At 42.1% G+C, this 25465-nt stretch carries 24 protein-coding genes; 11 read left to right on the top strand and 13 right to left on the bottom strand.

Annotation, left to right across the window (positions count from 1 at the left end):
- Nucleotides 1–200: 200 nt before the first annotated feature.
- The 5 genes from RG47T_RS06030 to RG47T_RS06010 form a co-directional block, all read right to left on the bottom strand.
- Nucleotides 201–998 (bottom strand): hypothetical protein, encoded by a 798-nt coding sequence (locus RG47T_RS06030; protein WP_074488587.1) that lies wholly within the window; start codon nucleotides 996–998, stop codon nucleotides 201–203.
- Nucleotides 999–1024: 26 nt separating this feature from the next.
- Nucleotides 1025–3352, bottom strand: a complete 2328-nt coding sequence (locus RG47T_RS06025) for a family 20 glycosylhydrolase (RefSeq protein ID WP_083627312.1) — start codon at nucleotides 3350–3352, stop codon at nucleotides 1025–1027.
- A gap of 281 nt (nucleotides 3353–3633) precedes the next feature.
- Nucleotides 3634–4611 (bottom strand): thioredoxin-disulfide reductase, encoded by a 978-nt coding sequence (gene trxB, locus RG47T_RS06020; protein ID WP_074488586.1) that lies wholly within the window; start codon nucleotides 4609–4611, stop codon nucleotides 3634–3636.
- Nucleotides 4612–4768: 157 nt separating this feature from the next.
- Complete coding sequence (locus RG47T_RS06015) at nucleotides 4769–5944, bottom strand: dipeptidase (protein WP_074488585.1); 1176 nt, start codon at nucleotides 5942–5944, stop codon at nucleotides 4769–4771.
- Nucleotides 5945–6178: 234 nt separating this feature from the next.
- Nucleotides 6179–6568, bottom strand: a complete 390-nt coding sequence (locus RG47T_RS06010; protein ID WP_074488584.1) for a helix-turn-helix domain-containing protein — start codon at nucleotides 6566–6568, stop codon at nucleotides 6179–6181.
- 112 nt (nucleotides 6569–6680) lie between these two features.
- Between RG47T_RS06010 and RG47T_RS06005 the strand changes: the two genes are divergently transcribed.
- Together RG47T_RS06005 and RG47T_RS06000 are read left to right on the top strand one after the other, a co-directional pair.
- Nucleotides 6681–6980, top strand: a complete 300-nt coding sequence (locus RG47T_RS06005) for a hypothetical protein (RefSeq protein WP_074488583.1) — start codon at nucleotides 6681–6683, stop codon at nucleotides 6978–6980.
- An 11-nt stretch (nucleotides 6981–6991) separates the two neighbouring features.
- A complete protein-coding gene (locus tag RG47T_RS06000) occupies nucleotides 6992–7225 on the top strand; it encodes a hypothetical protein (protein WP_074488582.1) in 234 nt (77 codons plus the stop codon).
- A 55-nt stretch (nucleotides 7226–7280) separates the two neighbouring features.
- Here the strand turns inward: RG47T_RS06000 and RG47T_RS05995 are convergent, their stop codons facing one another.
- The 4 genes from RG47T_RS05995 to RG47T_RS05980 all read right to left on the bottom strand — a co-directional run bounded on the left by RG47T_RS05995 (nucleotide 7281) and on the right by RG47T_RS05980 (nucleotide 12280).
- Nucleotides 7281–7865, bottom strand: coding sequence for an LOG family protein (locus RG47T_RS05995; RefSeq protein ID WP_074488581.1), 585 nt, complete (start codon nucleotides 7863–7865; stop codon nucleotides 7281–7283).
- Nucleotides 7866–8004: 139 nt separating this feature from the next.
- The gene (guaB, locus tag RG47T_RS05990) at nucleotides 8005–9471 is read right to left on the bottom strand and encodes an IMP dehydrogenase (RefSeq protein WP_074488580.1); all 1467 of its coding nucleotides are present in this window, start codon (nucleotides 9469–9471) and stop codon (nucleotides 8005–8007) included.
- A gap of 253 nt (nucleotides 9472–9724) precedes the next feature.
- Nucleotides 9725–11002 (bottom strand): M16 family metallopeptidase, encoded by a 1278-nt coding sequence (locus RG47T_RS05985; RefSeq protein WP_074488579.1) that lies wholly within the window; start codon nucleotides 11000–11002, stop codon nucleotides 9725–9727.
- Between the two features lie 12 nt (nucleotides 11003–11014).
- Entirely contained in the window at nucleotides 11015–12280 is a 1266-nt protein-coding gene (locus RG47T_RS05980; RefSeq protein WP_074488578.1) for a M16 family metallopeptidase, read from the bottom strand.
- Nucleotides 12281–12436: 156 nt separating this feature from the next.
- On the opposite strand from RG47T_RS05980, the gene RG47T_RS26635 reads away from it, so the two are divergent.
- Nucleotides 12437–13000, top strand: coding sequence for a HEAT-like fold family protein (locus tag RG47T_RS26635; RefSeq protein ID WP_074488577.1), 564 nt, complete (start codon nucleotides 12437–12439; stop codon nucleotides 12998–13000).
- 21 nt (nucleotides 13001–13021) lie between these two features.
- Here the strand turns inward: RG47T_RS26635 and RG47T_RS05970 are convergent, their stop codons facing one another.
- Nucleotides 13022–13378 carry a phosphoribosylpyrophosphate synthetase gene (locus tag RG47T_RS05970; RefSeq protein ID WP_074488576.1) on the bottom strand — a complete coding sequence of 119 codons (357 nt, stop codon included), beginning with the start codon at nucleotides 13376–13378 and terminating at the stop codon, nucleotides 13022–13024.
- Between the two features lie 129 nt (nucleotides 13379–13507).
- Between RG47T_RS05970 and RG47T_RS05965 the strand changes: the two genes are divergently transcribed.
- Both RG47T_RS05965 and RG47T_RS05960 read left to right on the top strand, forming a co-directional pair.
- Nucleotides 13508–13897: a hypothetical protein gene (locus tag RG47T_RS05965; RefSeq protein WP_074488575.1), complete on the top strand. Its 390-nt coding sequence runs from the start codon at nucleotides 13508–13510 to the stop codon at nucleotides 13895–13897.
- Between the two features lie 7 nt (nucleotides 13898–13904).
- Nucleotides 13905–14654, top strand: a complete 750-nt coding sequence (locus RG47T_RS05960; RefSeq protein WP_074488574.1) for a YdcF family protein — start codon at nucleotides 13905–13907, stop codon at nucleotides 14652–14654.
- 300 nt (nucleotides 14655–14954) lie between these two features.
- Here the strand turns inward: RG47T_RS05960 and clpB are convergent, their stop codons facing one another.
- Nucleotides 14955–17546: an ATP-dependent chaperone ClpB gene (clpB, locus tag RG47T_RS05955; protein ID WP_074488573.1), complete on the bottom strand. Its 2592-nt coding sequence runs from the start codon at nucleotides 17544–17546 to the stop codon at nucleotides 14955–14957.
- A gap of 449 nt (nucleotides 17547–17995) precedes the next feature.
- Between clpB and RG47T_RS05950 the strand changes: the two genes are divergently transcribed.
- On the top strand, nucleotides 17996–19327 hold the full coding sequence (locus tag RG47T_RS05950; RefSeq protein WP_171972485.1) for an ATP-binding protein: 1332 nt from the start codon (nucleotides 17996–17998) through the stop codon (nucleotides 19325–19327).
- Between the two features lie 145 nt (nucleotides 19328–19472).
- Here the strand turns inward: RG47T_RS05950 and RG47T_RS05945 are convergent, their stop codons facing one another.
- Nucleotides 19473–20894, bottom strand: coding sequence for an ATP-dependent DNA helicase (locus tag RG47T_RS05945; protein ID WP_074488571.1), 1422 nt, complete (start codon nucleotides 20892–20894; stop codon nucleotides 19473–19475).
- A gap of 219 nt (nucleotides 20895–21113) precedes the next feature.
- Between RG47T_RS05945 and RG47T_RS05940 the strand changes: the two genes are divergently transcribed.
- The 4 genes from RG47T_RS05940 to coaD all read left to right on the top strand — a co-directional run bounded on the left by RG47T_RS05940 (nucleotide 21114) and on the right by coaD (nucleotide 24020).
- Nucleotides 21114–21911, top strand: a complete 798-nt coding sequence (locus RG47T_RS05940) for a DUF3822 family protein (protein WP_074488570.1) — start codon at nucleotides 21114–21116, stop codon at nucleotides 21909–21911.
- Entirely contained in the window at nucleotides 21902–22438 is a 537-nt protein-coding gene (gene rsmD / locus RG47T_RS05935; RefSeq protein WP_074488569.1) for a 16S rRNA (guanine(966)-N(2))-methyltransferase RsmD, read from the top strand. Before RG47T_RS05940 ends, rsmD begins: the two co-directional genes overlap by 10 nt.
- A gap of 33 nt (nucleotides 22439–22471) precedes the next feature.
- Complete coding sequence (locus RG47T_RS05930) at nucleotides 22472–23482, top strand: hypothetical protein (protein WP_074488568.1); 1011 nt, start codon at nucleotides 22472–22474, stop codon at nucleotides 23480–23482.
- A gap of 76 nt (nucleotides 23483–23558) precedes the next feature.
- A complete protein-coding gene (gene coaD, locus RG47T_RS05925; RefSeq protein ID WP_074488567.1) occupies nucleotides 23559–24020 on the top strand; it encodes a pantetheine-phosphate adenylyltransferase in 462 nt (153 codons plus the stop codon).
- On the opposite strand, the gene RG47T_RS05920 is transcribed toward coaD, so the two are convergent.
- Nucleotides 23989–24627, bottom strand: coding sequence for an NUDIX hydrolase (locus tag RG47T_RS05920; protein WP_074488566.1), 639 nt, complete (start codon nucleotides 24625–24627; stop codon nucleotides 23989–23991). The genes coaD and RG47T_RS05920 overlap by 32 nt on opposite strands.
- Here RG47T_RS05920 and pyrE point away from each other — a divergent pair.
- Nucleotides 24626–25267 (top strand): orotate phosphoribosyltransferase, encoded by a 642-nt coding sequence (gene pyrE / locus RG47T_RS05915; RefSeq protein WP_074488565.1) that lies wholly within the window; start codon nucleotides 24626–24628, stop codon nucleotides 25265–25267. The genes RG47T_RS05920 and pyrE overlap by 2 nt on opposite strands.
- Nucleotides 25268–25465: the final 198 nt, after the last annotated feature.

Below are 25465 nucleotides of genomic sequence, written 5' to 3'. Positions count from 1 at the left end.
TAAAAACCTTTAAGTAGGCCTGTTTTACGAAGTAACTACAGCAATTGTTGCGAAAGGCTGCGCCAGCAAACAATTTATATGTTAAAACATTTATCAGCTTGATTCAATAGTATATCAGTTGGTTGGATTTTCCACAAAGAAAAGTTAAACAGTTAATTAATTGACGGGGTAATTTGTTATGATTTTATCAATAAAATTACCTAGTTAGAACTATGGTGCTTCTTATGTTTCTTTTTGGTTTCTGTTTTGTGCGATGACTTCTTTTCTGAACTATGTTTCTTTGTCGATGTTTTTTTACGCTCGCTATGTTTTTTCACTACAGGTGCCTGGGTTGTTGCAGGTGCTGGGGTTACAATTGTTTTTTTGCTATTGCTGCTTGTAGTATCCGAGCTAACTGTACGTACCGAAAAGCTGTTGCTATGCAGGCTATATTCCAGCAGGCGCTTTTCGCCGGTTGGTTTGGCTGCTGCGCCGCTGCCATCATATATAGGGAACTGGCGCATCAGTTTACTATCTTTAATGTACATATTATCTTCGCCACGATATCCTTTACGTTGCGAAGGGGTTAACCGCGGAAAATCCAGCTTTTGTGATTTACTACCGTTATATTCGTATACGAAAACATTAGCAAAACGCGTGGTATCGGCCGATTTAGCCTGGATTATAATTTCTGGGTTACCGTCAATATCCAGGTCGGCGTTAAATACATCTTGTATGGGCCCTTCCAGATCGCCTGTTGTAGTATCGTATTGCTGGTCTGTAGAGTCGGACCGTAAAATCATATAAGCACCGCCGCCATTGGCACCGCGACCCCAGCTTAGCACATCATAGTACCGGCCCGGCGATACTTCTATCATTTTATGATATTTAAAAGGCTCTTCAAGCACCGGCTTTTTGGCAACAGGGATTACTACGGCCGGCGCAGTTTTTTGATCCTGACTGCAGGCCGCTATCCCCGTAAAAGCCGCAACAAGCAGTAGTATAGTTTTAAAATTCATAATTTATATTAGTTAAATTAATTAGCTTAATTAAAAAGGTAATCTGGTGTAAGGTCCATCTTTATTTTGCCCGGCGCTGTCCAGTAAATCTGTAACGAGCCTGCTGCACCTACATCAAAATACTTTACCTTAAAACGGTGATAGCCTTTTTGCAATAACACTTCTCCCCCACGCTCAAAAATACTGTGCTTATTGTCGTTGCTCACAATCATCTGGTCATCAATCAGCAGCGCGGAGCCATCGTACGATTTTACCGAGAAAATGTACTTCCCATCATTATCTATACGAATATAACCGTCATATATTATACCGAAGCCGCCTTTGAAGGCCTTTTTAAAGTCGGCGGTGTAAAAGCCTTTGGCTATACCTGTATCAATCGCAGCCGCAGTGTTAATCTGGTCTGTATTGGCCAAAGATCCCGAAACCAACAGGTACTTTAAGCCCTGCTTAGTTGGCTGATAAGCAATAGCCGGGAATGCCGCACGGTTATAAATGGTACCCTTTGTTACCACACTGCGGCGGCCAGATGGCGCAATTACAATGGTTTGTAACTGGCGGTACTGGTCTTGCGGAACACCCAACGTAAACGGATGCTCATACACATTATCGGTTTCGCGCGGGGTGTAGCCATCAATAGTGTAATAGATCTTAGCACCTGCAACCGGGCTTTTTAATACCACATTTAAAGCCGAACCCACCATAATACTATCGGGCGCGCCGATGGCTGTTGGCACACGGTAATTGATATTGTTTTTATCCAGCATGGCCAACTGTTTAGGCAAACGGTTTTCCAAAAAATCGTTATAATCCTTGTTTGCCAGCGGCGACCAGGCCACTTCTGATAAGGCCATCAGCCGCGGCAAAAGCATGTATTGCAACTTAGCATCTGTAGGGATGTACTCCGTCCAAACGTTGGCTTGTACACCTATTATAAATTTTTGCTGTGCCGGCGTTAAAGCAGCCGGTGTTGGGTTATAACTGTAAGTTTTACTTAACGGGGCATAACCGCCAATGCCAAATGGTTCCAGATCAGATTTTCCCTGGGCGTTATCGAGGTATAAACCACCGCTGCCGGGTGTCATAATAACGTTATGGTTTTGCTTTGCTGCTTCAATGCCACCAGCTTCGCCACGCCAGCTCATTACAGTGGCATTGGGTGCCAGGCCGCCTTCCAGTATCTCGTCCCAACCGATAATACTGCGGCCTTTTGAGTTTACAAATTTCTCTATCCGCTGAATGAAATAACTTTGCAGGCCATGCTCATTTTTCAGCTTTAACCTTTTAATCATGCTCTGGCAAAAAGCCGAACGCTGCCAGGCATCTTTAGGAACCTCATCGCCACCGATATGGATGTATTTGGATGGGAAAAGTTCCATTACTTCGGTAAGCACATCTTCTAAAAAGGCGAAGGTTTTATCTGTAGGGCAATAAATATCATGGAAAACGCCCCAGGTTTGTGCTGCCTGGTACTGCTTATCGGGCTCGCAGCCAAACTCGGGATAGGCAGATAATGCAGCCTCTGAGTGGCCCGGCATTTCAATTTCGGGGATTACGTTGATGTATCTTTCTGAAGCATATTTAACTACATCACGAATCTGATCCTGCGTGTAAAAACCACCGTAAGGTATGTTATCGTACTGTTGCGGTGTACGGTCATGGTAGTTACCAATTACAGTTTGCGCGCGCTGACTGCCGATGGTGGTTAGTTTAGGATACTTCTTGATCTCGATGCGCCAGCCTTGGTCGTCTGTTAAATGCCAGTGAAAAGTGTTTAGCTTGTAAGCGGCCATCAGGTCAATGTATTGCTTCACCATTTCTACCGAGAAGAAATGACGCGATACATCCAGGTGGAGGCCCCGGTAACCAAAACGCGGATAATCTTCTATCGTTAAACAAGGTAATTCGGTACTGCCGGCACGATCCAGCGGCAAAAGCTGGATTAACGTTTGCACACCATAAAACAACCCGGCACCTTTACCTGCCAGTGTTATTTGCTGCGGCGTAATGGTTAAGCGGTAACCTTCGGCAGGCAAATTTTCTGTTCCTGCTGATGTAAGTACAATGGTATTGGCTGCCGAATTGCCCCCTGTATTAGCCACCAGTTGATTGCTCAGCATCCATTTATTTTTTAGATACCCGGCAAAAAACAGCACTGCTTTATTGGTTACAGAATCGGCCACCAGCTTGGTTTGCTGGCTTAATACAAAGCTGCCGGGGGATTTGGTCAAAGTTACCGGTGCCGGGATAATACCCGCATAGCGATCTGTACTTTGAGCAAATGTATTTTTAGTGGGGATTGATATAAATACTATGAACGAGAGGGCAAAAAATTTCAGCAAACTAGTTTTAATCATCAGAGAATTATGTGAGCGTTATTCTTGAGCCGTGAAATTAATAGATTTTTTGACTTACAGGTAAATAAGCATGTAAAAAATTGGTTGAGAAACACAGAATGTTTAAATTATTCTATGTCATTTTAAATGTAACGAAGAATTTTCTTCCCCGTATATTATGATCTTAATAGCGCAAAAGATTATTCCCTTCGTTCAGTATGACAAAATAAAAGGGTTATGATCAGCACAAAAAAACCCCATTCGTATTACGCGAATGGGGTTTTTAAGCTATTAATTTTTTGTTAAAAACTTTTAGCCGGGGCTTCTGCTTCAACGGCGTATTCTTTATCGGCCAAATATCTTTCGGCTTCCAAGGCTGCCATACAGCCTGTACCTGCTGCAGTTACAGCCTGGCGGTAAACGCTGTCTTGTGCATCGCCGCAGCAAAAAACGCCTTCTATGTTGGTTTGTGTAGTACCGGGTTTAGTTTTAATATAGCCGGTTTCGTCCATATCAATAATACCTTTAAATATATCAGTATTAGGGTGATGGCCAATGGCTACAAAGAAACCGGTTACATCAATTACCTTTTCTTCATTAGTTTTATTGTTTAATACGCGCACACCGGTAACAGACTGGCCATCGCCTACAATTTCTTTGGTTTCGGTATTGTATACTACTTCGATGTTTGGAGTGGCCAGTACACGGCTCACCATTGCTTTTGATGCACGGAACTCGTCGCGGCGAACCAGCATATATACCTTACGGCAAAGTTTAGCCAGGTAAGTAGCTTCTTCGGCAGCGGTATCACCGGCGCCTACCAGGGCAACATCATGCCCTTTAAAAAAGAACCCATCGCACACGGCGCAGGCAGAAACGCCAAAGCCATTATATTTTTGCTCAGACTCCAACCCTAACCATTTTGCTGATGCACCGGTAGATATAATTACGGTATCGGCCAGTATGGTAACGGTTTCGTCAACCACTACTTTGTGTGGTGTACTTGTAAAATCAACCGAGCTTACATAACCAAAACGAATTTCGGTTCCGAAACGTTCTGCTTGCTTACGGAAATCTTCCATCATCTCGGGGCCCATAATACCTTGCGGATAACCCGGAAAATTTTCCACATCAGTAGTTTGTGTAAGCTGGCCTCCGGCGATCATACCGGTGTATAAAACCGGTTTTAAATCTGCGCGTGCAGCATAAATAGCAGCCGTGTAGCCAGCAGGACCCGATCCAATGATCAGGCATTTTACGTGTTCAGTATCTTGAGACATTTTATTCCTTAAAATAGTATACAAATTTACACTTTATCGTGCAACAGGCCAAAATAAACCGGTCAGTATATTGTAGTAATTATGTTGTCGGTTATCTGTTGTCAGTTGTCAGCAAAAGTCCATTCATCCCGACAACAGATAACCGACTACAGACAACCTATTTCCCCACATTAGCCATTAATACCCGCACAAAATTCCCACCCAATATATTTTGAATATCTTTATTACTGTAGTGCAGCTTCATCAGCTCGGCAGTTATTTTGGGGTAGTCTGCCACGCTGTCCATACCCAAGGGATAAGATTCGGCTCCGTCAAAATCAGAGCCGATGCCTACGTACCCGGCACCAATTAGTTTAACTATGTAATCGATGTGTTTAATGAGCAAACTTAACGGTGGCCTAAACAAATCTGTCTCTGCTTTATGAATGGCGAATAATTTAAAAATGCCCAGGTCTTCATTCTGATATACCTTACTTAGCGAGTCGAGCTCAGTTTTGTGTGCTGTGAGGAAAAGGTCTTGTTTACTGTAGTAAGTACTGTCTAAAAACCCGCTGTAAAAGTTTACAAACACCACGCCGCCGTTTTTGGCAATAGCTTTCAGCTGATCGTCTTTGAGGTTGCGCTGGTGCGGGCAAAGTGCATACACACAACTGTGCGAAGCAATTACCGGCTTGGTTGTAGTAGCCAATACATCATAAAAAGTGCGTTCGCCTACATGCGACACATCAACCATTACGCCTAAACTATTTAAGCGGTGCACCACATCCTTACCAAAATCTGTTAAACCCAAATGCGGCAACGAATCGGCCTTAAAGCGTTCTTCTTTGGCCGATGTTGCCCATGGGGTGCTATTGTTCCAGGTGAGGGTTAAGTAACGCATGCCCCTTCTGGCCAGGCTATCAATATAATCTAACCTATCTTCTATCATGTGGCCGCCTTCAACTCCTATTAAAGCTGCCAGCTTTTTGCGGGATACGGCTTTTGCCAAATCATGCGCATTTTTAACCAGTTGTATCTGATCGGGGTTGCGGGCAATAAGGGCGTACAACGAATCAATTTCGCGGTTCGCAAAAGCGTAGGCAGTACCATGCCCATACTGCGGCCCGCACCAGATAGAAAACACCTGAACATCCAGCCCTCCCGCTTTGGCCCTTACCAGGTCAAAATTACCATTGGGTTGCTTTTGGGCAAGGTTGGCGCCGGTAATTACCTGGTTAGAAAATGCATCGTTGTGGGTATCGGCCAAAATCATGCGCTGATGTAATAATAAGGTATCCTGCGCCGATGCCGTAGTAATTGTGATTAGAAATAACAGGTAAAATATGTTTTTCATGCTTACAATATAAGCAATTTATAAGCATGGTATTATGAACGCCTTAAAGGAATAACATAATAATATTATAATAAACATTAAATATTTTTCGTTACTTACACATACCAATTATGCTAATACTAACCGTAATTTATTTGTGCAAAAAATATAACGCCATTGAGCGGGTTAAGGCGTTATTATGGTTCAGAAAAGTTAAAGTGGTGGTAGTACCTATACCGGTGTAGCTTGTTAAAGTTACTTTTTGCCCATTAGTTCAATAATCTTATTCTTATCGTTAATCTGGCTTTCCAGCAACTCTATCTGCTTTTTAAGGGCGTCACGCTCTGTCAGATACTCAGCCTGGTTTGGTAATTCATTCGGTTCTGATTTCCTGATATATCCATTAACGTTTTTAGTTAAGGTACATTCTTCAAAAAACAGTTGAATGGGAAGTTTTAAAACTTCAGCAATTTTACGAAGTGTTTTTACTTTTACACTTTCTGTAGAAAGCATTTTGTAAAAACCGGCCTCGGTCATATCAATACCCGACGAAAGTTCGGACAAGGTAATTTTTTGATGCTTTGCATGCTGACGGATATTCTGCTCTATCCGTGCAAAAAAAATATCATGTTGATTATCAGACATGTGCATCAAATAATATAAAAAAGTTCGGGTTTATTGGGCTATTACTTAACTTTACTTTTGCTTAGTTGTGCAAAACTTTGCCTAAACATAGAAAAATTTTACTTAAAAAACGATGACTAAAACAGTTTTTAAGTACCGTATTAATGACATGCTTAACAAATTAAATGTTAAGGATTACCGGAAAGCGATACTTATTGTGCCCCAGCTGCTAAATATCAGTCAGAAAACATTCAATAATTATCGAAAAATAAAATTTGACGATAAGCAGGATATCCCTCACGAAAAGGTTGTGATACTCGAAAAACTATTTGACATTAAGCCGGGCGAACTCCAGAATTTCACCTTTATAATAGACCCGATCTTTAATCTGAGCGATTACGAAGAACCTGAACTATTAAAAACTCAGCGTTGATACTAATTGTTATGAAACCTATTGAAACCACTATTGCAAAACTATTGACCGAGCAGCATTTAAAAAAAGCAGCACTCGATATGCATATTCAGTTTGATTTTCTGGGATTTGATAATACGCATTTAAAATCTACAGCCCGGTATGAGTGCATGAAGATTTTAGCTGCGCGAATTATTCAGATTGAAGGCATGCTGGATATCTGGGCAGCCCATGTTTATATACCTGATGTGATAGAGGTTTTATAGGGATAATTTTCACCCAACCGTTGTGCTAAACTTGTTTCGGGAAGACAGGTACTTTTTAAATTAAATTTCTGTCCTTAAACCACACCTCATCAGGTTCGGCTTTGAAATTATCCATCAGGTTTACCAATTCAATAGCATCTGTTGAGGTAATTACCAATTGGCGGTTAATGGGTTTCAGAAACTTTTGCGCTACCATTACATCCATCTGTTTTAACAGAAAATCGTAAAACCCGTTTACATTTAAAATGCCGATGGGCTTTTGGTGTAAACCAAGCTGCAGCCAGGTTAAAACTTCAAAAAATTCTTCGAGTGTACCAAAACCACCGGGAAGCATAATAATACCATCGCACAAATCATTCATCATTTGCTTGCGCTGATGCATATTCTCTACAATGTGCAGCTCGGTAAGGCCGGTATGCCCAACTTCTTTATTCATCAGAAACTCCGGGATCACACCAATGGCTTTCCCGCCACGGTCTATAACCGCATTGGCCAGCAACCCCATCACACCTACCCTGCCACCGCCAAAAATAAGGCAGGTGTTACGGCTCACCATTACTTCGGCAAGTTGGTCAATAGCAGCACTTAAAGCCGGGTCGCCGTTAAAATTGGCGCCACAGAATACGCAGATAGATTTCATATCAGTTGTGAGTTTTGTGTGATGAATGCGTTAGTGAAATTAGTTTCGGTTTGTAAAGTATAAGTTAGTAAATGAATAAACTAAACTCCAGGATGAAGCTTTAACTCACTCATTCACTAACTCAGTATTCAACAACCAATTATCTTGTATAATTCGGAGATTCTTTGGTAATGGTGATATCGTGCGGGTGCGATTCGCGCATACCGGCTGCGGTGATGCGTACAAATTTGGCATCCTGCAATTGAGCAATATTGGTAGAACCACAGTAATGCATACCTGCACGTAAACCACCTACATATTGGTAGATCACCTCGGCAAGGGTACCTTTATAAGGCACACGGCCTACAATACCTTCGGGCACTAATTTGGTTACCACATCGGTTTCATCCTGGAAGTAACGGTCTTTCGAACCTTCCTGCATGGCATCAACCGAGCCCATGCCGCGGTACGATTTAAATTTACGGCCTTCGTAAATAATGGTTTCGCCAGGTGATTCTTCTACACCGGCAAATAGCGAACCTGCCATAATAGAGCTTGCACCTGCTGCAATAGCTTTTACAATATCGCCGGTTTGTTTAATACCACCATCGGCAATAACAGGTATACCTGTACCTTTAAGGGCTTGTGCGCACTCATAAACTGCATATAATTGTGGTACACCTACACCAGCCACAATACGGGTAGTACAGATAGAACCTGGGCCAATACCTACTTTAACCGCATCGGCACCGGCATCAGCCAGGGCACGGGCAGCTTCGGCAGTGGCAATATTACCGGCAATAATCTGCAAATTGGGAAACAATTGCTTGGTTGCCTTTACCATATCGATCACACCTTTAGAGTGGCCATGGGCGGTATCAATAGTAATAACATCAACACCTGCTGCAACCAGGGCTTTTACACGGTCAATATTATCGCCCGATACACCAACAGCAGCGCCTACACGCAGGCGGCCATGTTCGTCTTTACAGGCTTTAGGGTAGTTTTTAAATTTCTGGATATCTTTAAAAGTGATGAGCCCTACCAGTTTGTAATCTTTATCTACAACCAGCAGTTTTTCTATTTTATGGTTTTGTAGAATTTCTTCGGCCTGTACCAGGTCTGTTCCCTGTGGGGCAACAATAAGGTTAGTTTTGGTCATCACGTCATTAACCGGGATGGTCATATCCTTTTGGAAACGAAGATCGCGGTTGGTAATGATACCTACCAATGTATTGTCTGCACTAACAATAGGGATACCACCTACCCTGTACTCGCGCATTATTTTAACAGCATCACCAATCAGTGCATCCTCCTGCAGGGTAACAGGGTCTTGGATCATTCCACTTTCAGAGCGTTTAACACGGCGCACTTCATCGGCCTGGGCCTGTATGCTCATGTTTTTGTGCAGTATACCTATACCACCAGCCTGCGCAATAGCAATAGCCAATTGCGAACCGGTAACAGTATCCATTGCTGCAGAAACAATAGGTACGTTAATTTTAATGGTACGGGTTAAATATGAGCTTGTATCAACATCGCGGGGTAAAACTTCTGAGTATGCAGGTATCAGCAATACATCATCATATGTTAAACCTTCGGCAATAAATTTAGAGGAATCGAGCATGGCAAATAATATTTTTGGGATTGATTACTTGCCGGGCAAAGGTAGCAATTATTTCGGATTTTGGATATCCGATTTATGAAATAGTAGCTAAGTACAATTATATAGCATTTAAATTACAATTTGGTAACGTACGTTTTAACCTAATTTGTCATGTTATAGCGAAGCGAAATATCTTCTTCGACATGCTTTCGTATCATGCAAATCGAAAAAGATTCTTCACTGCGTTTAGAATGAAAAAACAGCCCAAATGGGTTTAATATTTCCCAACAATCACCTTATACATCTTGTCAAAGTCGAGGTATTTATTGGCCAAATCCATCAAATCCTGGGCTGTTACAGCTTTAATGATGCTGGTATAGCGGTCATAGTAAGTGTAATCGAGTTCAGAAAAGTACACGTTCTTGAATTTATCTGCATGCGAAAAAACATTTTCAAGGCTGCCTAAAAGCGAGCCCAGCATGTAATTGCGCACCAGTTCCAATTCATCCTGCGGTACCAGTTCTGTTTTAAGGCGGTTAATTTCTTTTTCAATTTCGCTTACTGCATCCCGGCATACATCAGCCCCTACCTCGGTAGCGATAAATAGTGCTCCCCCATGTTTAAGTGAGCTAACACCCGAGCCAATACCATACGTATACCCTTTATCCTCGCGGATATTAGCCATGAGCCTCGAACCGAAGTAACCACCTAAAATAGTATTCAATACCTGCAAAGCCGGAAAATCGGGGTGCGAACGGTTAATAATGCGCGTGCCTATCCGGATAGCCGATTGTATAGCATCGGGTTTTTCAATGTAGTAAAAATGCTCGTCCGCCTGTTTTAATGCAGGTTGAGTGGTATCAGCAGTTTCGGGGCCATTCTGCCAGTTTTTACCAAAAGTATCTGTGATGAGTTTTAAAATTTCTTCATCAATTTTACCGGCTAAAAATATAGTACAGTTGGATGGCTGATACATTTGCTTAAAATGTGCCAGCATATCTGCCCGTTGCAATTGTTGAAAATCGGTAGCATCGGCCGCAAGTCCATACAGCGAATCGCCGTTCATGGCTTTATTAAATGCACGGCGCGCCAGTACATCGTTTTTTTGCAGGCTAACCTGCAACTTTTGCTGCTGGTTACGCACATAGGTTTGCAGCTCACTCTCCGGGAACACCGAATCTGTAATAATATCTTTAATAACAGGCAGGGTGTTTTCCAGGTGCTTGCTCAGGCTGTATAGGGTTACCACAGAATGGTCGAACCCGTACTCAGCCTGCAAAAAAGCACCATAAAAATCAACCTTATCGGCTATTTGCGATGCTGATAAACTGCCTGTACCTTCGGTAAGCATAGTTACCACTGCACTGTTAAGCAAAGGCTTATCGGGGTTAAAACGCAGGTTACCAAACACCCATTCTATCCGAACCAGGTCCTGCTCACCAGAGTTAAAGTAGTACAGGCTGCAGCCGTTTGGCAATTTAATATGCTCTGGCTCCACTAACTTAATATGTTCAATTGCGCCAAAATTTGGCGCTAAGGTTCTGTCTAACATTTAAATACTGATTTATTCAGTTTCTATTTCTTCTGCTGCGTTTTGCTCGGCCAGGTATATCAGTGTCGACGAATTATCCTTACGGAAAATGCGGTTGGCCTGCTCCCTGATTTGTGCTGCAGTGATTTTTAAATAATTATCTGCTTCGCTGTTTAGCAATTCGGCATCGCCCAATAGCTCATAATAAGCCAGGTTCATGGCCTTATCCAGTAGCGACATTTCTGAAAACATCAACGTCGACTCGGTTTTGTTTTTCACCTTGGTAAGCTCATCGGCAGGCACATCGGCTTGCTTCAGCAGTTCCAGTTGCTGCCATATGGCGGCCTCGGCCTGCTCAATGCTTACAGTTTCCAATGGCTTGCCTTCTACCACAAACATACCGGTGTCAAAACTACCGGTCATGTAGGCATGTATCTCGCTAAACAACTGCTGGTCTTTAACCAAACTACGGTACAAACGCGAAGAGTTACCGCGCGAAAGCACATCACCCATCAAATCAACAGCATAGTAACCGTCTTCCATCCTGCCCGGTGCCTGAAAGGCAATATAAACATCGTTCAAGGGCACTTTGGCGGTTACAGATTCATGGCGCTCTTCGTGTTGCTCCGGTTCCTGCGGCAGGTTACGTACATACTTTTCGCCTGCGGGTATCGGTCCAAACCATTTTTCGGCCAATACTTTTATGTCTTCGGCCTTAACATCCCCACCTACAACCATAATGGCATTTTGTGGGTTATAATGCTTTTTAAAAAATGCTTTTACATCATCAATGTGCGCATTTTCGATATGCGAAAGTTCTTTACCTATGGTTGCCCAGCGGTATGGATGCTGCTTGTAAACCATTGGGCGTAAACGCAGCCAAACATCGCCATAAGGCTGGTTAAGGTAGCGTTGCTTAAACTCTTCCATTACCACGTTGCGCTGTACCTCCAGGCTTTTTTCGCTAAAGGCCAGGCTCAGCATGCGGTCGCTCTCGAGCCAAAAGGCAGTTTCGAGGTTTACGGCAGGCAGGGTAACGTAGTAATTGGTAATATCGTTACTGGTAAAGGCATTGTTTTCGCCGCCTACACGCTGCAGGGGCTCATCGTAGGTTGGTATATTTACCGAACCGCCAAACATCAGGTGCTCAAATAAATGCGCAAAACCGGTTTGCGATTCATCTTCATCGCGGGCACCTACATCGTACAATATATTAACCACCGCCATGGGTGTTGTATTATCTTCGTGCACAAGCACGCGAAGGCCGTTATTTAGTGTAAAACGGTTAAATTTAACCATGTATTAAAGTATTATATATGGAGCAAATGTATAATTTTTACCTTAAAACAAGCCTATCGATTAAGGATAGCGGGCGGCTAAAGTCTATTTTTGTAACCTTAATTTAACAGGTACGTACAAATAACAACCTTTAAAACCCACTTCCTGTTTATCGCAATGCTTACTAAAAATCAACTCTTAGAGCAGATTAATGCAACTATGGATAAAACCAAAGTGCTTGAATTAACAGGTATGGTGCAACATAAGAATTTTAAATTGCGAGACCTGATAGAACTTACATTTTATGACAATAAAAAGATAGCTTTTAGAGCAGCATGGCTGCTTGAAAATGTTTTCTTAAAACACCCCGGCTTTTACCTTGCCGACCTCGAATACCTGGTTACATGTTTCCCTCAAATACACCATGGCAGCTGCAAACGCCATTATGCCAAAATAGCCATGCATATTACTGCACCAAATGCCTTACCTATTATAAAACAGCATTTGCTTGAAATTGACATGGAACCGGTAATAAACCAATGTTTTGAATGGGTGATTGACCCAAAAGTGTTGGTGGCCGTAAAATCATTTGCTACAGAAGCCCTGTTTAATATGCGCCATCGTTACCCTTGGGTTGCCGAAGAGTTGTCGGCCCAATTGGCATACCTAATGCGTAATGGCAGTGCAGCCATACAAAGCAAGGGACAAAAATTGCTGGGCTATTTACATCCCCTCGCCTAAACAAGGGGATGTAGTTGGATATCAATTTGATGCCGTAGGGCGATCTTCGCCATGCAGGTTACTACTTACCTGGTTATGGTGCAGCTTAGCCTCTATGGCCGATGAACTGGTATTGGCATAAGTACCATAGGCATCTACCAATACGCCTTTAAGATTGTATTTTGTTGATGATATGGCGTAAACGATAGACATATCTGACGGGTTACTTGCACCTTCGAAACGGTAGAACTCATCTACCTCAAAATCTTCGGCAGTAAGCTGTACATTTTGCGATTTGTCCTGGATGCTGTCTGTGCCATCCTCGAAACTTAAGTTTGCAGTATATCCTCTCTGTAACAGGTCATTAGTGGCATCCACTAAGGTTTCATAATTTTTCATGGTGGTGATGTTAAGTGGGCATACAGTTTAGTTGCATGCGCTTAATATATAAACCACTAAAAGGCTAATTTGTTGATTTGATTCTTTAACAAATTAAATTATTAAATTTGATTGTCACATTAATAAGCCATGAAGAGATCACTTATTACAGCAGCATTCCTAATTGCCCTGGGTAGTTTTGCCAAAGCGCAAAGTTTCAACAGCTACGGGTTAGCTTCTTTAGATACATCGATAAATTTATCGAACAAGTTGAAGCAGTTTAAGGCTGATACTTCGTTCAACTTCATGCAACCTAAAATTAATCCATATACACAGCTAACCCCGCTACAATTATTGCCAAACAACCAGTTGCAGTTTTTAACTACAGATACTTTTAAAAGCAATATGCCGGTGGTTAAATTCCAGAATACCGACCATATGCCTGTATTAAAACTTGGCGATACTGATAAAATGCATTACACCATGCGCATAAAACGTATAGGCAATGCTATGGCAACCAATGAAAAGCCAACGCCGTAATTGAAGTATGTTCATCTTATCCAAAGTACTCTTATTCCTGCTTTTTCCGATCACCTGGTTATTTGTCATTTTTATTTTTGCAATATTTTCTAAAAACCAACACAGAAAGCAGCGGCTACTGATATTTGGTTTGGTAGTATTCTACATTTTCTCGATGCCATTTTTGTTGGATAAATACGCCCAACTGTGGGATTACCCACCTGCCAAATTAAACAAGGAGGCAACCTATAGTTGTGTTATTGTTTTGGGCGGATTCTCATCAGAAAAAGCAGATAGTACAGGGATGTTTAACGGCGCATCAGACCGATTTATACAGGGTTTGAAGTTACATGCCACCGGGCAGGCATCGCACATATTAATAACCAGCGGTAATGGCGCATTAGACCCCGACGGCTTTTCTGAAGGCGATTGGGTGCAAACCCAACTAAAACAATTTAACCTGCCTGACAGCAGCGTACTGATAGAAAACAAATCGCGCAATACGATTGAGAATGCCGTATTTACTAAAAAGCTTTTACTGGCCCGGCATTTAGCACCTCCATATCTGCTGGTCACATCGGCTTTCCATATGCGGCGTTCGCAACTTATTTTCAAGAAAGCAGGCTTGGAAACTGTACCCTACACTTGTAACTATATAGCAGGTTTCGGCAAATTTACTGTTTACTCATTTTGGCCAAGTACCGAAACTTTTAATAACTGGGGCGCCTATAATAAGGAGTTGATTGGATATGTGGTGGCCTGGCTGAGGAAGTTTTAGTTATTATCCCTGAACGCCATGCTGAACTTGTTTCAGCACCCCACAGGACAGGTATATACTTTGCATAGTTCGCTTAGCAAGTGAGTTGTCGAAACAAGTTCGGCATGACGGATGATATAAATCTCAGCATTTACTGCAAAACAAAAAGCACCCACTTTTCAGCAGATGCTTTTTATTCATTAATTCACTTATTCCGTTAGCTATTAACCGGCTCCTTCATCACTAATCAATCAAATCACAAATCAACCACACATTACTGCCAGCCAATAAGCTAACGGAGAGTGAACTAATGAACCTATATTATTCGTTCAGGAACACAAACTGATTGTCGAACATATCCAGTTTTATTTTGCTATCCCTGTTTATCGTACCTGCCAGTATCTGTTTAGACAACTCATTCAGGATCTTTTTCTGAATCACACGTTTTAACGGGCGGGCACCATATTGCGGGTCGTAACCCAACTGGGCAAGCCAGTCCAGGGCTTCGTCGCTGGCTTCCATGGTAATGCCCATTTCTTGTAACGTATCCTGTAGTTGTTTAAACTGCAGTTTTACAATGGCACCAATCTCACCGCGGCCAAGCGGGGTAAACATAATGATCTCATCTATCCGGTTTAAAAACTCGGGGCGGATGGTACGTTTCAACAGATCAAATAACTGGGTTTTAGTGCGTGCTATGATCTCGTCCTTATCGTTCTCATTATAGGTTTCAAAGTTCTCCTGGATAATGTTCGACCCGATGTTAGACGTCATGATCACGATGGTATTTTTAAAGTTTACCACGCGGCCTTTATTATCGGTTAAACGGCCATCATCCAATACCTGCAACAGAATGTTAAATACGTCCGGGTGTGCTTTTTCTATCTCATCTAGCAAAATCACACTGTATGGTTTACGACGAACGGCTTCGGTTAATTGTCCGCCTTCATCATATCCAACATAGCCCGGAGGCGCTCCGATTAGTCGCGCCACGGCATGTCGTTCCTGGTATTCAGACATATCAATCCGAATCATCGACTGCTCGTCGTTAAACAGGTACTCGGCCAAAGCCTTAGCCAGCTCGGTTTTACCAACACCGGTAGTACCTAAGAAAATGAACGACCCGATTGGCTTGCGTTTGTCCTGCAAACCTGCACGGCTGCGGCGTATAGCATCGCTGATGGCTTCAATAGCTTCCTCCTGCCCTGCTACGCGTTTGTGCAGTTCGTCTTCCAGGCTCAATAACTTTTCGCGTTCGCTCTGCACCATTTTACTTACGGGGATGCCTGTCCAGCGGGCAACCACACCGGCAATATCATCGGCGGTAACTTCTTCTTTCAGCATCCGGCTGGTAGACTGGTTTTCCAGCAGTGCAGCTTTCAGCTTATCAACTTCCTCCTGCGCTTCACGGATACGGCCGTAGCGAATTTCTGCCACCTTGCCATAATCACCGGCACGTTCGGCTTGTTCTGCTTCGAGCTTATAGTTTTCTATTTGCTCTATTTTGGAGTTAATACCATCAACCAAATCTTTTTCACTTTGCCATTTGGCGCGTAATTGGTCGCGGTCGGCAGATAGATTGGCAATCTCTTCGCTCAACTCTTTAACCTTACGGTCACCGTTTTCGCGTTTTATGGCTTCGCGCTCAATTTCCAGCTGCATAATGCGACGCTCTAACTCATCAACAGCTTCTGGTACCGAGTCCATCTCTAAACGTAATTTAGAAGCAGCCTCGTCCATTAAATCGATGGCCTTATCCGGTAAAAACCGATCGGCAATATAACGCTGCGACATTTCTACCGAAGCAATAATAGCCTCGTCCAGAATCCTCACCTTGTGGTGGGTTTCGTAACGTTCCTTCAATCCACGAAGGATCGAAATGGCATCGGCTGCATCCGGCTCGTCAACCTGTACGCGTTGAAAACGACGTTCAAGCGCTTTATCTTTTTCTATATATTTTTGGTACTCGTTAAGCGTGGTTGCACCAATGGCCCTTAATTCGCCACGGGCCAGGGCTGGTTTCAGGATGTTTGCGGCATCCATGGCACCTTCGCCACCACCTGCACCTACCAGCGTATGGATCTCATCAATAAACAAAATGATCTCGCTATCGCTTTGGGTAACTTCTTTAATAACCGCTTTAAGGCGTTCTTCAAATTCACCTTTGTATTTGGCACCTGCAACCAGCGCCCCCATATCCAGCGAATAAACTGTTTTGGTTTTCAGGTTCTCGGGCACATCGCCTTTAATGATCCTGAAAGCGATACCTTCTGCAATGGCTGTTTTACCAACGCCTGGTTCGCCAACCAGCACCGGGTTATTTTTGGTACGGCGCGATAAGATCTGGATCACACGACGAATCTCTTCGTCACGGCCAATAACCGGGTCTAACTTACCCGATTCGGCATAGTCATTCAGATTACGGGCATATTTGTTCAAAGCGTTATAAGTGGCTTCGGCATTTTGATCGGTCACTTTATTATCGCCGCGCAGTGCTATAATTGCTTTTTTAAGGTCTTTTTCATTAACGCCAGCATCTTTAAGTGCATTACCGGCCGGGTCATTTACAGACAGGATACCAAGCAATAAGTGCTCTACAGATATAAACTCGTCCTTAAATTCTTTAAGGTAGCTCTGCGCTTTTTGCAGTGCGGAATTGGTATTTGACGACAAGTATATTTCGCTGCCACTCACCTTTGGATAGGATGCAATTTGCTTATCCAAAATATCGTTAAGGCGGGTAACGTTTACATTTAATTTCTTTAACAGGTATGATACAACGTTTTCATCAGCCAGTAACAAACCCTTAAGCAGGTGCGCATTTTCAATGGCCTGCTGCTGATTGGCAGTTGCAATTTCTGAAGCCTTTTGGATGGCTTCCTGTGCTTTTATAGTATAGTTGTTAAAATTCATATTACAAGTGGTTCAATTTACCTGCCAGTTATTCAAAAGTGATAAAATGGCAGCCAGAAATAGTTTAAAGCGACATTTTGTCTACCCCTATGCTTTTGTTACAAACAATAAAAGCAATTGAGGCGTATATTATATGTAATACATCAGCTATGAAAAAAATCGCATTGTCAATAATCGCTTTCCTCGTATTAATTGTTTGCATTATTGCATATTTCTTTGGGATTGGTGGAGAGAAATCAAAGACACTGATTGATTAATCCGCACGTTATCCTGAACTTGTTTCAGGAACCCACAGGACAGGTATAAACCAAGCTATTAAACTTAGCATGTGGGTTGCCGAAAAAAATTCGGCATGACGGGTGGAAAGATTACAACCATTCTCCCAATCAACTACTCACTACCCTGATTACCGAAATATTTTGATAATTTTGAGTAATCAGATCAATACCTTGGAAACTTATTTTTTCAGAAGCATACCCGCAAAATACCGTACCGGGTATCGTAAGTATTACATGATGCAAAATTTGAAAGCTGTGCATATTGCAGCAATTATATTTTTTGCGCTTAATGTAATTTTAAGGTTGTTTTACACTTTTTTGTCTGAAGGATTAACCCACGCACAAAATTTCCCGGAGTTTAATATTACCAACTGGATATTTATTGGCATTACTCCTTTCTTTATTCTCATTGCCAATCACCAGATTAATTTATTTAAGCGAACAAAAAAGCCAAGTAAAGGCGTTTCTTTATTAGTGCTTTTGTTTACGATATACTTAATTACCGGCGGCCTGGCATCGAGCATTATTTCCACACACGACCCACGAAACAGCCTTATACTTTACCTGGTAGCCATTTTTATGGTTAGCATGGTGTTTTTATTTGAGTATGAAGACACGCTGATGCTTACCATTATTACCGAAATTATTTTTACAGCCGCTTTATTTTACTGCAATATTGACGGTACTGAAATACTGTACAATCAACTGATCTCGGCATTTTTACTGGCCGGTTTTTTCTTTATGTCGAGGTATGCCTACTCATTCAGGGCCATGCATTATTTGCAGCTGAATGAGATCAAGGAAAAAAATGCAGAGATAGAAAAAGCCAGCGCGTTTAAAAACGAAGTACTGGGTATGGTAGCTCATGATTTACGTAACCCTATTGGCGCTATTGAATCCATCACACTAATTATGGAACTGGATGAGATGGATGAGGATACTGCCGACAATGTGTATATGATCAAAGCATCGTGTGTTAAGGCAATGTCTATCATTAATGACCTGCTGGAGGTTGCCCGCAATGATAACAGCAACATCATTGAAACCCAGCGACTGGAGTTGAACCAATTGCTGAAAAATGTGATTGAGATGTGGAAATTTAGGGAGAATGTAAAGAACGAAATCATTTTAACCAGCAACCAGCCTGAGATATTTGCCGCTATTAACGTAGAAAAGTTTCAGCGGGTTATTGATAACCTCATTAGCAATGCCATCAAGTTTTCGAAAGAAACAGACAAGGTTGAGGTTAATGTAACCCAAAATAAAGACGGTATTCATATAGAAGTAAAAGATTATGGCCTGGGTATCCCTAAAGAAATGCTGCCACATATTTTCGAGCGTTTCTCAAAAGCCGGCCGCCAGGGTATTCGCGGTGAACAATCAACCGGCCTGGGCCTAAGTATTGTACGCCAGATTGTAGAAAAGCATCATGGGCAGATTGAAGTGCAGAGTGAGGAGAAGCAGGGGTCGTCGTTTAAGATCAGGCTGCCGCAGGCGGTGTAGACCCGCGTCATCCAGAACTTGTTTCGGGATCCCACATGCTAAGTCTGAGATGTAGAAAGTTTAAGACCTGCCCTGTGGGGTGCTGAAACAAGTTCAGCATGACGGGTGGAGAGTTTTCAACTCAATCAACCACTCACTCAATCAACTACTCACTCTTTTCAGCATAAAACTTCTCACTAAAGTTCACCAAAAACAACTCCTGCCGGGCACGGGTACAAGCGGTGTACAGCCAGCGGAGAAAATCAGTGTTCACCATTTCATCGGTTAAATATCCCTGATCTACAAAAACGGCATCCCATTGGCCACCCTGCGCTTTGTGGCAGGTTACCGCGTACGAGAATTTAATTTGAAGAGCGTTATAATATGGATTCAGCTTCAATTCGTTTTGCTTGGCGCGGCGGTTCAGGATGTGTTCGTAGTCCTTCATCACCTCGGTATAAAACTGCTTCTGATCTGTTGACGAGAGCGCGGGCGACTCGGCAGTCAACGTATCCAACAAAACTTTGCATTCCATGGTGCGCTCTTCGGTATAATCTAAAAATTGCAGCTGTACATCGGCAAACCTGAAGCCATACATTTCTTCGGTGCGGCGCACGCGTTTAATTACGGCCATATCGCCATTGGCAATAAAACCGGTACTATCGTCTTCCTTATCCTGCAGCCAGAAATAATTATTGCGCACTACCATAATCTGATCGCCCCCGGTAAGTTCTTCTTCCCGATACAGTATCCGGTTACGGATTTGCTGATTATACAGGTTTGCATTTTTATTCGACCGGCAGATGATCAGCGTATTCTCTTTTCCATATTTGCGATAGGCGTACTCCAGGCCCTCTTCCAGGCGTTCACCCGTCATACGGTAAACGTCTTTAAAGCCCTTAGTAGTGATCTGCGGAAACATCTCCTGCCCCTGGCGAATAATATCGCGGATGCCAGTTACATTGTACAAGATCCCCGACTTTTTCTGCTGCCTCAGTACATCGGTTAACTCAAAGCTGGAAATCTCCAGTCCGTAGTTATCCTTCATCAGTTTAGCATCCAACGCGGGGCTATACTCAGAACCTACGGGGGGCAACTGGGCGGTATCACCCACCAACAGCAGTTTGCAGTTTTGGTTATTATAAACAAATTCAACCAGGTCATGTAATAGGGTACTATGGCTTACGCCCCCCATTTCGTCCGAGATCATCGAGGCCTCATCCACAATAAACAGGGTATCTTCGACCATATTGGGCGCGGGCGCAAAGCCCTCGTCAATATTCATGGCCGATTTTTTACGATAGATCTTTTTGTGAATAGTAAAAGCCTTCCGGTCGGAGTAACTGGTAATTACCTTGGCCGCCCTGCCCGTAGGTGCCATTAAAACCGATTTAAGGTTATAATATTTCAATGCCTTTACCAACGCGCTTACAATGGTGGTTTTACCCGTACCTGCATACCCTTTTAAAATAAAGCAATCGTAACCGGTATTACTTTGTAAAAAGCTGTCGAGCTTTAAAAATAGTTCGGCCTGCTGCTCTGTAGGCTGGTGTGGAAATGCTTTAACAATATAATCAACAGCAGACATTTACTTAATTTGATGATTGGTTGATTTGACGATTTGTTAATTGGATTAGCACAAAGATAATGAATAGTTAATAGGTGATAGTTCATGGATTATAGTAAAACATTTACAGTATAAATAATCTGGTACCACACTTTGAAAGAGCGGCTATGACCTATCATCTATGAACCATAAACTACTAACTACTTACTAAAGTAAATTTATACTACATTTGCCCACAGCATGACCAGCCATTCTAAACTGTATTTTAGTGATGATTTTAGCGCCGAAAAGGCTAAAGATTATACCCTGTTAATCCAGATCAGGGATACCGATTTCTCGTTTGCCGTGGTTTACCAAAACACATTGCTTGCCTGGGGAAACGGCTATCCGCACAGCGAACTTGTTGCTCCGGCCGATTTTGTAAATTTCCTTAGTCCTACAGATTACCAAAATGTGGTTATCGGTATTACGCCTACGGTTTTCAACATTGTACCTAAGCAACTATACAAAGAAGACCAGTTGCCTAACTTCGCACGTTTTTTAGATGCCGGGGTTGAGGATAAGATTTACAGCCAGGTACTTGATGCAGATAACCAGATTGTGTTTAAAGACGGTGATACTATTTTGCCCGTTTTAATAGCCAGATACCCTTATCATCAAATTTTATTTGCTTACAAAGGCTGGCTACAGGCTATTACAACTACAAAACCGACAGCTACTGATCTATATATTGATATACAGGCATATGAGGTTCATTTTGCTTACTATAAAGACAGTAAATTAAGGTTTTATAACAGCTTTAAATATACCACCCCTACCGAACTGGCTTACTTTACTGCACTAACCACTAACGAGCTGGAATTAAACCCGGCAAATATTCGCCTGGTAATAAGTGGCGATGCTGATATAGACCTGAGCAGCCTCAGCGAGTTTTTCACTAATATTGACATTAACCCTATTGAGCAATTACAGCAACTACCGGATGGTATTGCTCCGCAACAGTTGCTTTCGCTTACAGCCTTAACTTTATGCGCATAATTGGTGGTAAATTAAAAGGTTTACGACTTAATCCGCCGAATAACCTGCCGGTACGCCCCACTACCGACATGGCCAAAGAAGCGCTCTTTAACATCCTGCAAAACCAGGTAGAGCTGGAAGGCATTAAAGTGCTTGATCTGTTTACCGGTACCGGGAATGTGGGCTTCGAATTTGCATCGCGTTATGCCGAATTTGTTTTATGTGTAGACCGTAGCTTTCACTGCGTAAAATATGTTACCGATACAGCCAAACAACATAAGCTGGATAACATTAAAACCCTTAAGGCAGATGTTTTTAAATACCTGGAGCAGGAAACCGACCAGTACGATATTATTTTTGCCGATCCTCCTTACGATATCAGCCGCATCCCTGAGATAGCCACCATGGTGTTCGACCGTAACCTTTTAGTACCGGATGGCTTATTGATTGTAGAACATCAATCGATGCAAAACCTGAGCAATCATCCTGCTTTCACAGAGCAAAGAAGATATGGACATTCCTCGTTCTCATTCTTCACAAAAACATAACCGATAAAAATCAGCCGTCAACCTTACCCATTCATGAAAAAATTATTATCAACCCTTTTAAGTGTAGCTGCTCTCACGCTTGCATTACAAAGCTGCCACGTAGGTGCTTCAGGCAGTTGGAAAAATGACAATATTCCGCCTGACGTAAAAAAGGAAATCGCAGTTATAGACCAAAAGCTTTTTAAAGCCATCATGACTCAGGATATTGCTGGAGTAAGGCAATTAATGTCTCCGGTTTTAATAGAAAAAGCAGGTAAAACTGTTGATACTATTGTTCATAATATCGGCGGTGCTTTTAAGGCAACAGATTATGAATTGTTAGACGAGTACTACACTAAAAATTCCACAACAAAGATTACAAATACAATTCCTGCTGTTAAAGGGACCGATAATGATTATGTTATTAACTATTTGGCTCTTAATGAGGAAATGTATGTTTCATTAATTATATCAAAGAACATCCCTGTTAACTTTTTAGTAATGGCTATTTATGGCAAATACAGTGATGGTTGGAAGCTAAATATTTTGCAAATTGGCGAATATAATATATTGGGTAAAACCGCCCCCGATTATTATACCGAAGCTCTAAATGCCTATAAAAAAGGAAATCTGATTGACGCTACTAACCTTATATCCACCACCGCTGAGATCGCTATGCCTGGCGGAGCATATTTCAAGTATAGTAAAGATGCAGAGATGAAAGTTTTTTACACAAAGGTTCTTAAGGAAGCAAATACATTGTATCATTTGCCATTGGTATTAACTCAAGTAAAAACTATTCCGCAAATTTTTTCCATTAGCCCGCAAATGCTCGCTGATCCAAAATATAGAGGCATTTTTCCAATTGTTAAATATAAATCGGGTGTTAACCTTACCGATACCATTGCATTAAAAGCTGAGAATGATGCTATGCAAAAGGTAATTGGTAAAGTATTTAAAGGCATTGATGAAAACAAAGCTTTTATTTTATATCAGGCCTTTAATCAAGTACCGAATGGCAAGTCGTTAGTTAAGCATTATGGCTTTATACAAAAATTAAAGTAGGCCTGCAGAAGCATTTAAAATCTAAGAATATCTGTACTTTCGGTTATAATTTAATACCTGCTTAAAACATACTTTTATGAAAATCGCCCTGTTCCCCGGTTCGTTTGATCCCGTTACCAAAGCACATGTTGATATTGTTGAGCGCTCGCTACCCTTATTCGATAAAGTATATATTGGCATTGGGGCCAACAGCTCTAAACAAGGTTTTTTAAGTTTGGCTAAACGCGAAGAAATGCTGAGAGCCATATTCGATAACGAGCCAAAGATCCACATAGTGGCTTACGAAGGTTTAACCATTGAGTTTTGCCGCAGTATTAATGCCCAGTATATGATCCGCGGCATCCGCACCGTGTCGGATTTTGAATATGAAAAAGCCATCGCACAAATGAATCATGCGCTGGCCCCCGAAATTGAAAGTATTTTTATTGTAAGCAAACCGGGTTACTCCTCTATCAGTTCAACCATTGTACGCGAAATTTTGAAATACAACGGCGACGTCAGCAAGTTTATCCCAAAAGCGGCTCTTGACTGTTTGTAATCAGCTTAGTTACTATCATCACTTCCACAATTGAAGGGAAGGTATTTTTCAGTATCTCGGCAGTATCTTTTTTATCGAACCAGCGGGCTTCGGTAATTCCCTCTTCTAACTGGGGTACCAACTTGCCTTTACCCTTGTATCTCATTTTATACCAGTGCGATTTTTTAATCACCACCTGGCCTTTAATTACATAAGCATGGTAAGTTTTACAAATCTTTGCACCAGATTTATCAACAGCAATACCACACTCCTCCTCTACCTCGCGTACGGCACCCATCCTTACGGTTTCGCCTTTTTCGAGTTTACCTTTGGGTAAATCCCATTTGTCGTTACGATAAATAAAAAGGAATTCGCCTTTTTTATTCTTAACCAAGCCACCGGCAGCCTCAATTAAAGGCACACTTTTAATTACCTTTTTCAGAAAAGCCTTTGCATCATCTGTAACTATAAAGAATGTATGTTTGGCCGAATTAAGCACTTCGTAATAAGTTTTGGCAAAGTCAAATTGCTGTGTAACAATCTGATCGCTGTCTGCAGTATTTTCAGGTGCAGATTCTGTGATAATTATCGCCTTATCGTTGATATAAATTCTGTAGTTTTGAGCCATGTTTAATAAAACTGAGATTGAACAGCAGGTAGCTGAATTTCTGCTGCAAATTAAAGCAATAAAATTACAACCTAATAATCCTTTTACATGGGCATCTGGTTGGAAGTCTCCCATCTATTGCGATAACCGCATTACATTATCACACCCATCTATCCGTACCTACATTCGCCAGCAATTAACGGCGCTTGTACAGGAGGAGTTTGGCTCTGTTGATTGTATTGCAGGTGTAGCAACGGCAGGCATCCCACAGGGCGCCTTGGTAGCACAGGAGTTAGGCTTGCCATTTATTTATGTGCGCGCCAAACCAAAAGAGCACGGCACCGGCAAAATGATTGAAGGCGAAATAATACCCGGCCAGCGTGTTGCGGTAATTGAAGACCTGATATCGACCGGAAAAAGCAGCCTACAGGCTGTAGATGCCTTGCGTGAAGCCGGTTACAACGTGGCCGGGCTTGCAGCTATTTTCACCTATGGTTTTGATGCCGCTGTTGAGAACTTTAAAAATGCCAAATGCCGCTTCTCTACCCTATCAAACTACAGCGCGCTTTTAAAATATGCCGAGCAACATGGCGACATTAAAACCGCCGACCTGGAAATTTTAAAGAAATGGCGCGAGGCACCTGCCGAGTGGGGCAAATAAAGGTTCATACAATACGTTTCTCATACAAACAAAAAAAGTCCGTACGTTAACCGTACGGACTTATATATATTTTTCGCTAAATTGATAGTGACCCCATCAGATCAATTTAGCAGTATACTGGTTTAGTATACTTTTCTCTTGTCGATCTTGTAAGCGGCAACAACAACATTTACCACAACAAGTCCAATAATTAATGCT

Origin of the sequence: Mucilaginibacter polytrichastri (assembly GCF_001911425.1) — a bacterium.
In the GTDB taxonomy this organism is placed as follows: Bacteria; Bacteroidota; Bacteroidia; order Sphingobacteriales; family Sphingobacteriaceae; genus Mucilaginibacter; species Mucilaginibacter polytrichastri.
This window is presented reverse-complemented; position numbering and strand designations above follow the sequence as displayed.

Coding starts and splice junctions, on each gene's coding strand:
- RG47T_RS05960 (WP_074488574.1), top strand. CDS start 13,905: ATGTTCATCTTATCCAAAGTACTCTTATTCCTGCTTTTTCCGATCACC.
- RG47T_RS05980 (WP_074488578.1), bottom strand. CDS start 12,280: ATGGTTAAATTTAACCGTTTTACACTAAATAACGGCCTTCGCGTGCTT.
- RG47T_RS06030 (WP_074488587.1), bottom strand. CDS start 998: ATGAATTTTAAAACTATACTACTGCTTGTTGCGGCTTTTACGGGGATA.
- clpB (WP_074488573.1), bottom strand. CDS start 17,546: ATGAATTTTAACAACTATACTATAAAAGCACAGGAAGCCATCCAAAAG.
- RG47T_RS06015 (WP_074488585.1), bottom strand. CDS start 5,944: ATGAAAAACATATTTTACCTGTTATTTCTAATCACAATTACTACGGCA.
- RG47T_RS05985 (WP_074488579.1), bottom strand. CDS start 11,002: ATGTTAGACAGAACCTTAGCGCCAAATTTTGGCGCAATTGAACATATT.
- RG47T_RS05945 (WP_074488571.1), bottom strand. CDS start 20,894: ATGTCTGCTGTTGATTATATTGTTAAAGCATTTCCACACCAGCCTACA.
- guaB (WP_074488580.1), bottom strand. CDS start 9,471: ATGCTCGATTCCTCTAAATTTATTGCCGAAGGTTTAACATATGATGAT.
- RG47T_RS05965 (WP_074488575.1), top strand. CDS start 13,508: ATGAAGAGATCACTTATTACAGCAGCATTCCTAATTGCCCTGGGTAGT.
- coaD (WP_074488567.1), top strand. CDS start 23,559: ATGAAAATCGCCCTGTTCCCCGGTTCGTTTGATCCCGTTACCAAAGCA.
- RG47T_RS26635 (WP_074488577.1), top strand. CDS start 12,437: ATGCTTACTAAAAATCAACTCTTAGAGCAGATTAATGCAACTATGGAT.
- pyrE (WP_074488565.1), top strand. CDS start 24,626: ATGTTTAATAAAACTGAGATTGAACAGCAGGTAGCTGAATTTCTGCTG.
- rsmD (WP_074488569.1), top strand. CDS start 21,902: ATGCGCATAATTGGTGGTAAATTAAAAGGTTTACGACTTAATCCGCCG.
- RG47T_RS06000 (WP_074488582.1), top strand. CDS start 6,992: ATGAAACCTATTGAAACCACTATTGCAAAACTATTGACCGAGCAGCAT.
- RG47T_RS05995 (WP_074488581.1), bottom strand. CDS start 7,865: ATGAAATCTATCTGCGTATTCTGTGGCGCCAATTTTAACGGCGACCCG.
- RG47T_RS06005 (WP_074488583.1), top strand. CDS start 6,681: ATGACTAAAACAGTTTTTAAGTACCGTATTAATGACATGCTTAACAAA.
- RG47T_RS05940 (WP_074488570.1), top strand. CDS start 21,114: ATGACCAGCCATTCTAAACTGTATTTTAGTGATGATTTTAGCGCCGAA.
- RG47T_RS05920 (WP_074488566.1), bottom strand. CDS start 24,627: ATGGCTCAAAACTACAGAATTTATATCAACGATAAGGCGATAATTATC.
- RG47T_RS05970 (WP_074488576.1), bottom strand. CDS start 13,378: ATGAAAAATTATGAAACCTTAGTGGATGCCACTAATGACCTGTTACAG.
- RG47T_RS06025 (WP_083627312.1), bottom strand. CDS start 3,352: ATGATTAAAACTAGTTTGCTGAAATTTTTTGCCCTCTCGTTCATAGTA.
- RG47T_RS06010 (WP_074488584.1), bottom strand. CDS start 6,568: ATGTCTGATAATCAACATGATATTTTTTTTGCACGGATAGAGCAGAAT.
- RG47T_RS05930 (WP_074488568.1), top strand. CDS start 22,472: ATGAAAAAATTATTATCAACCCTTTTAAGTGTAGCTGCTCTCACGCTT.
- trxB (WP_074488586.1), bottom strand. CDS start 4,611: ATGTCTCAAGATACTGAACACGTAAAATGCCTGATCATTGGATCGGGT.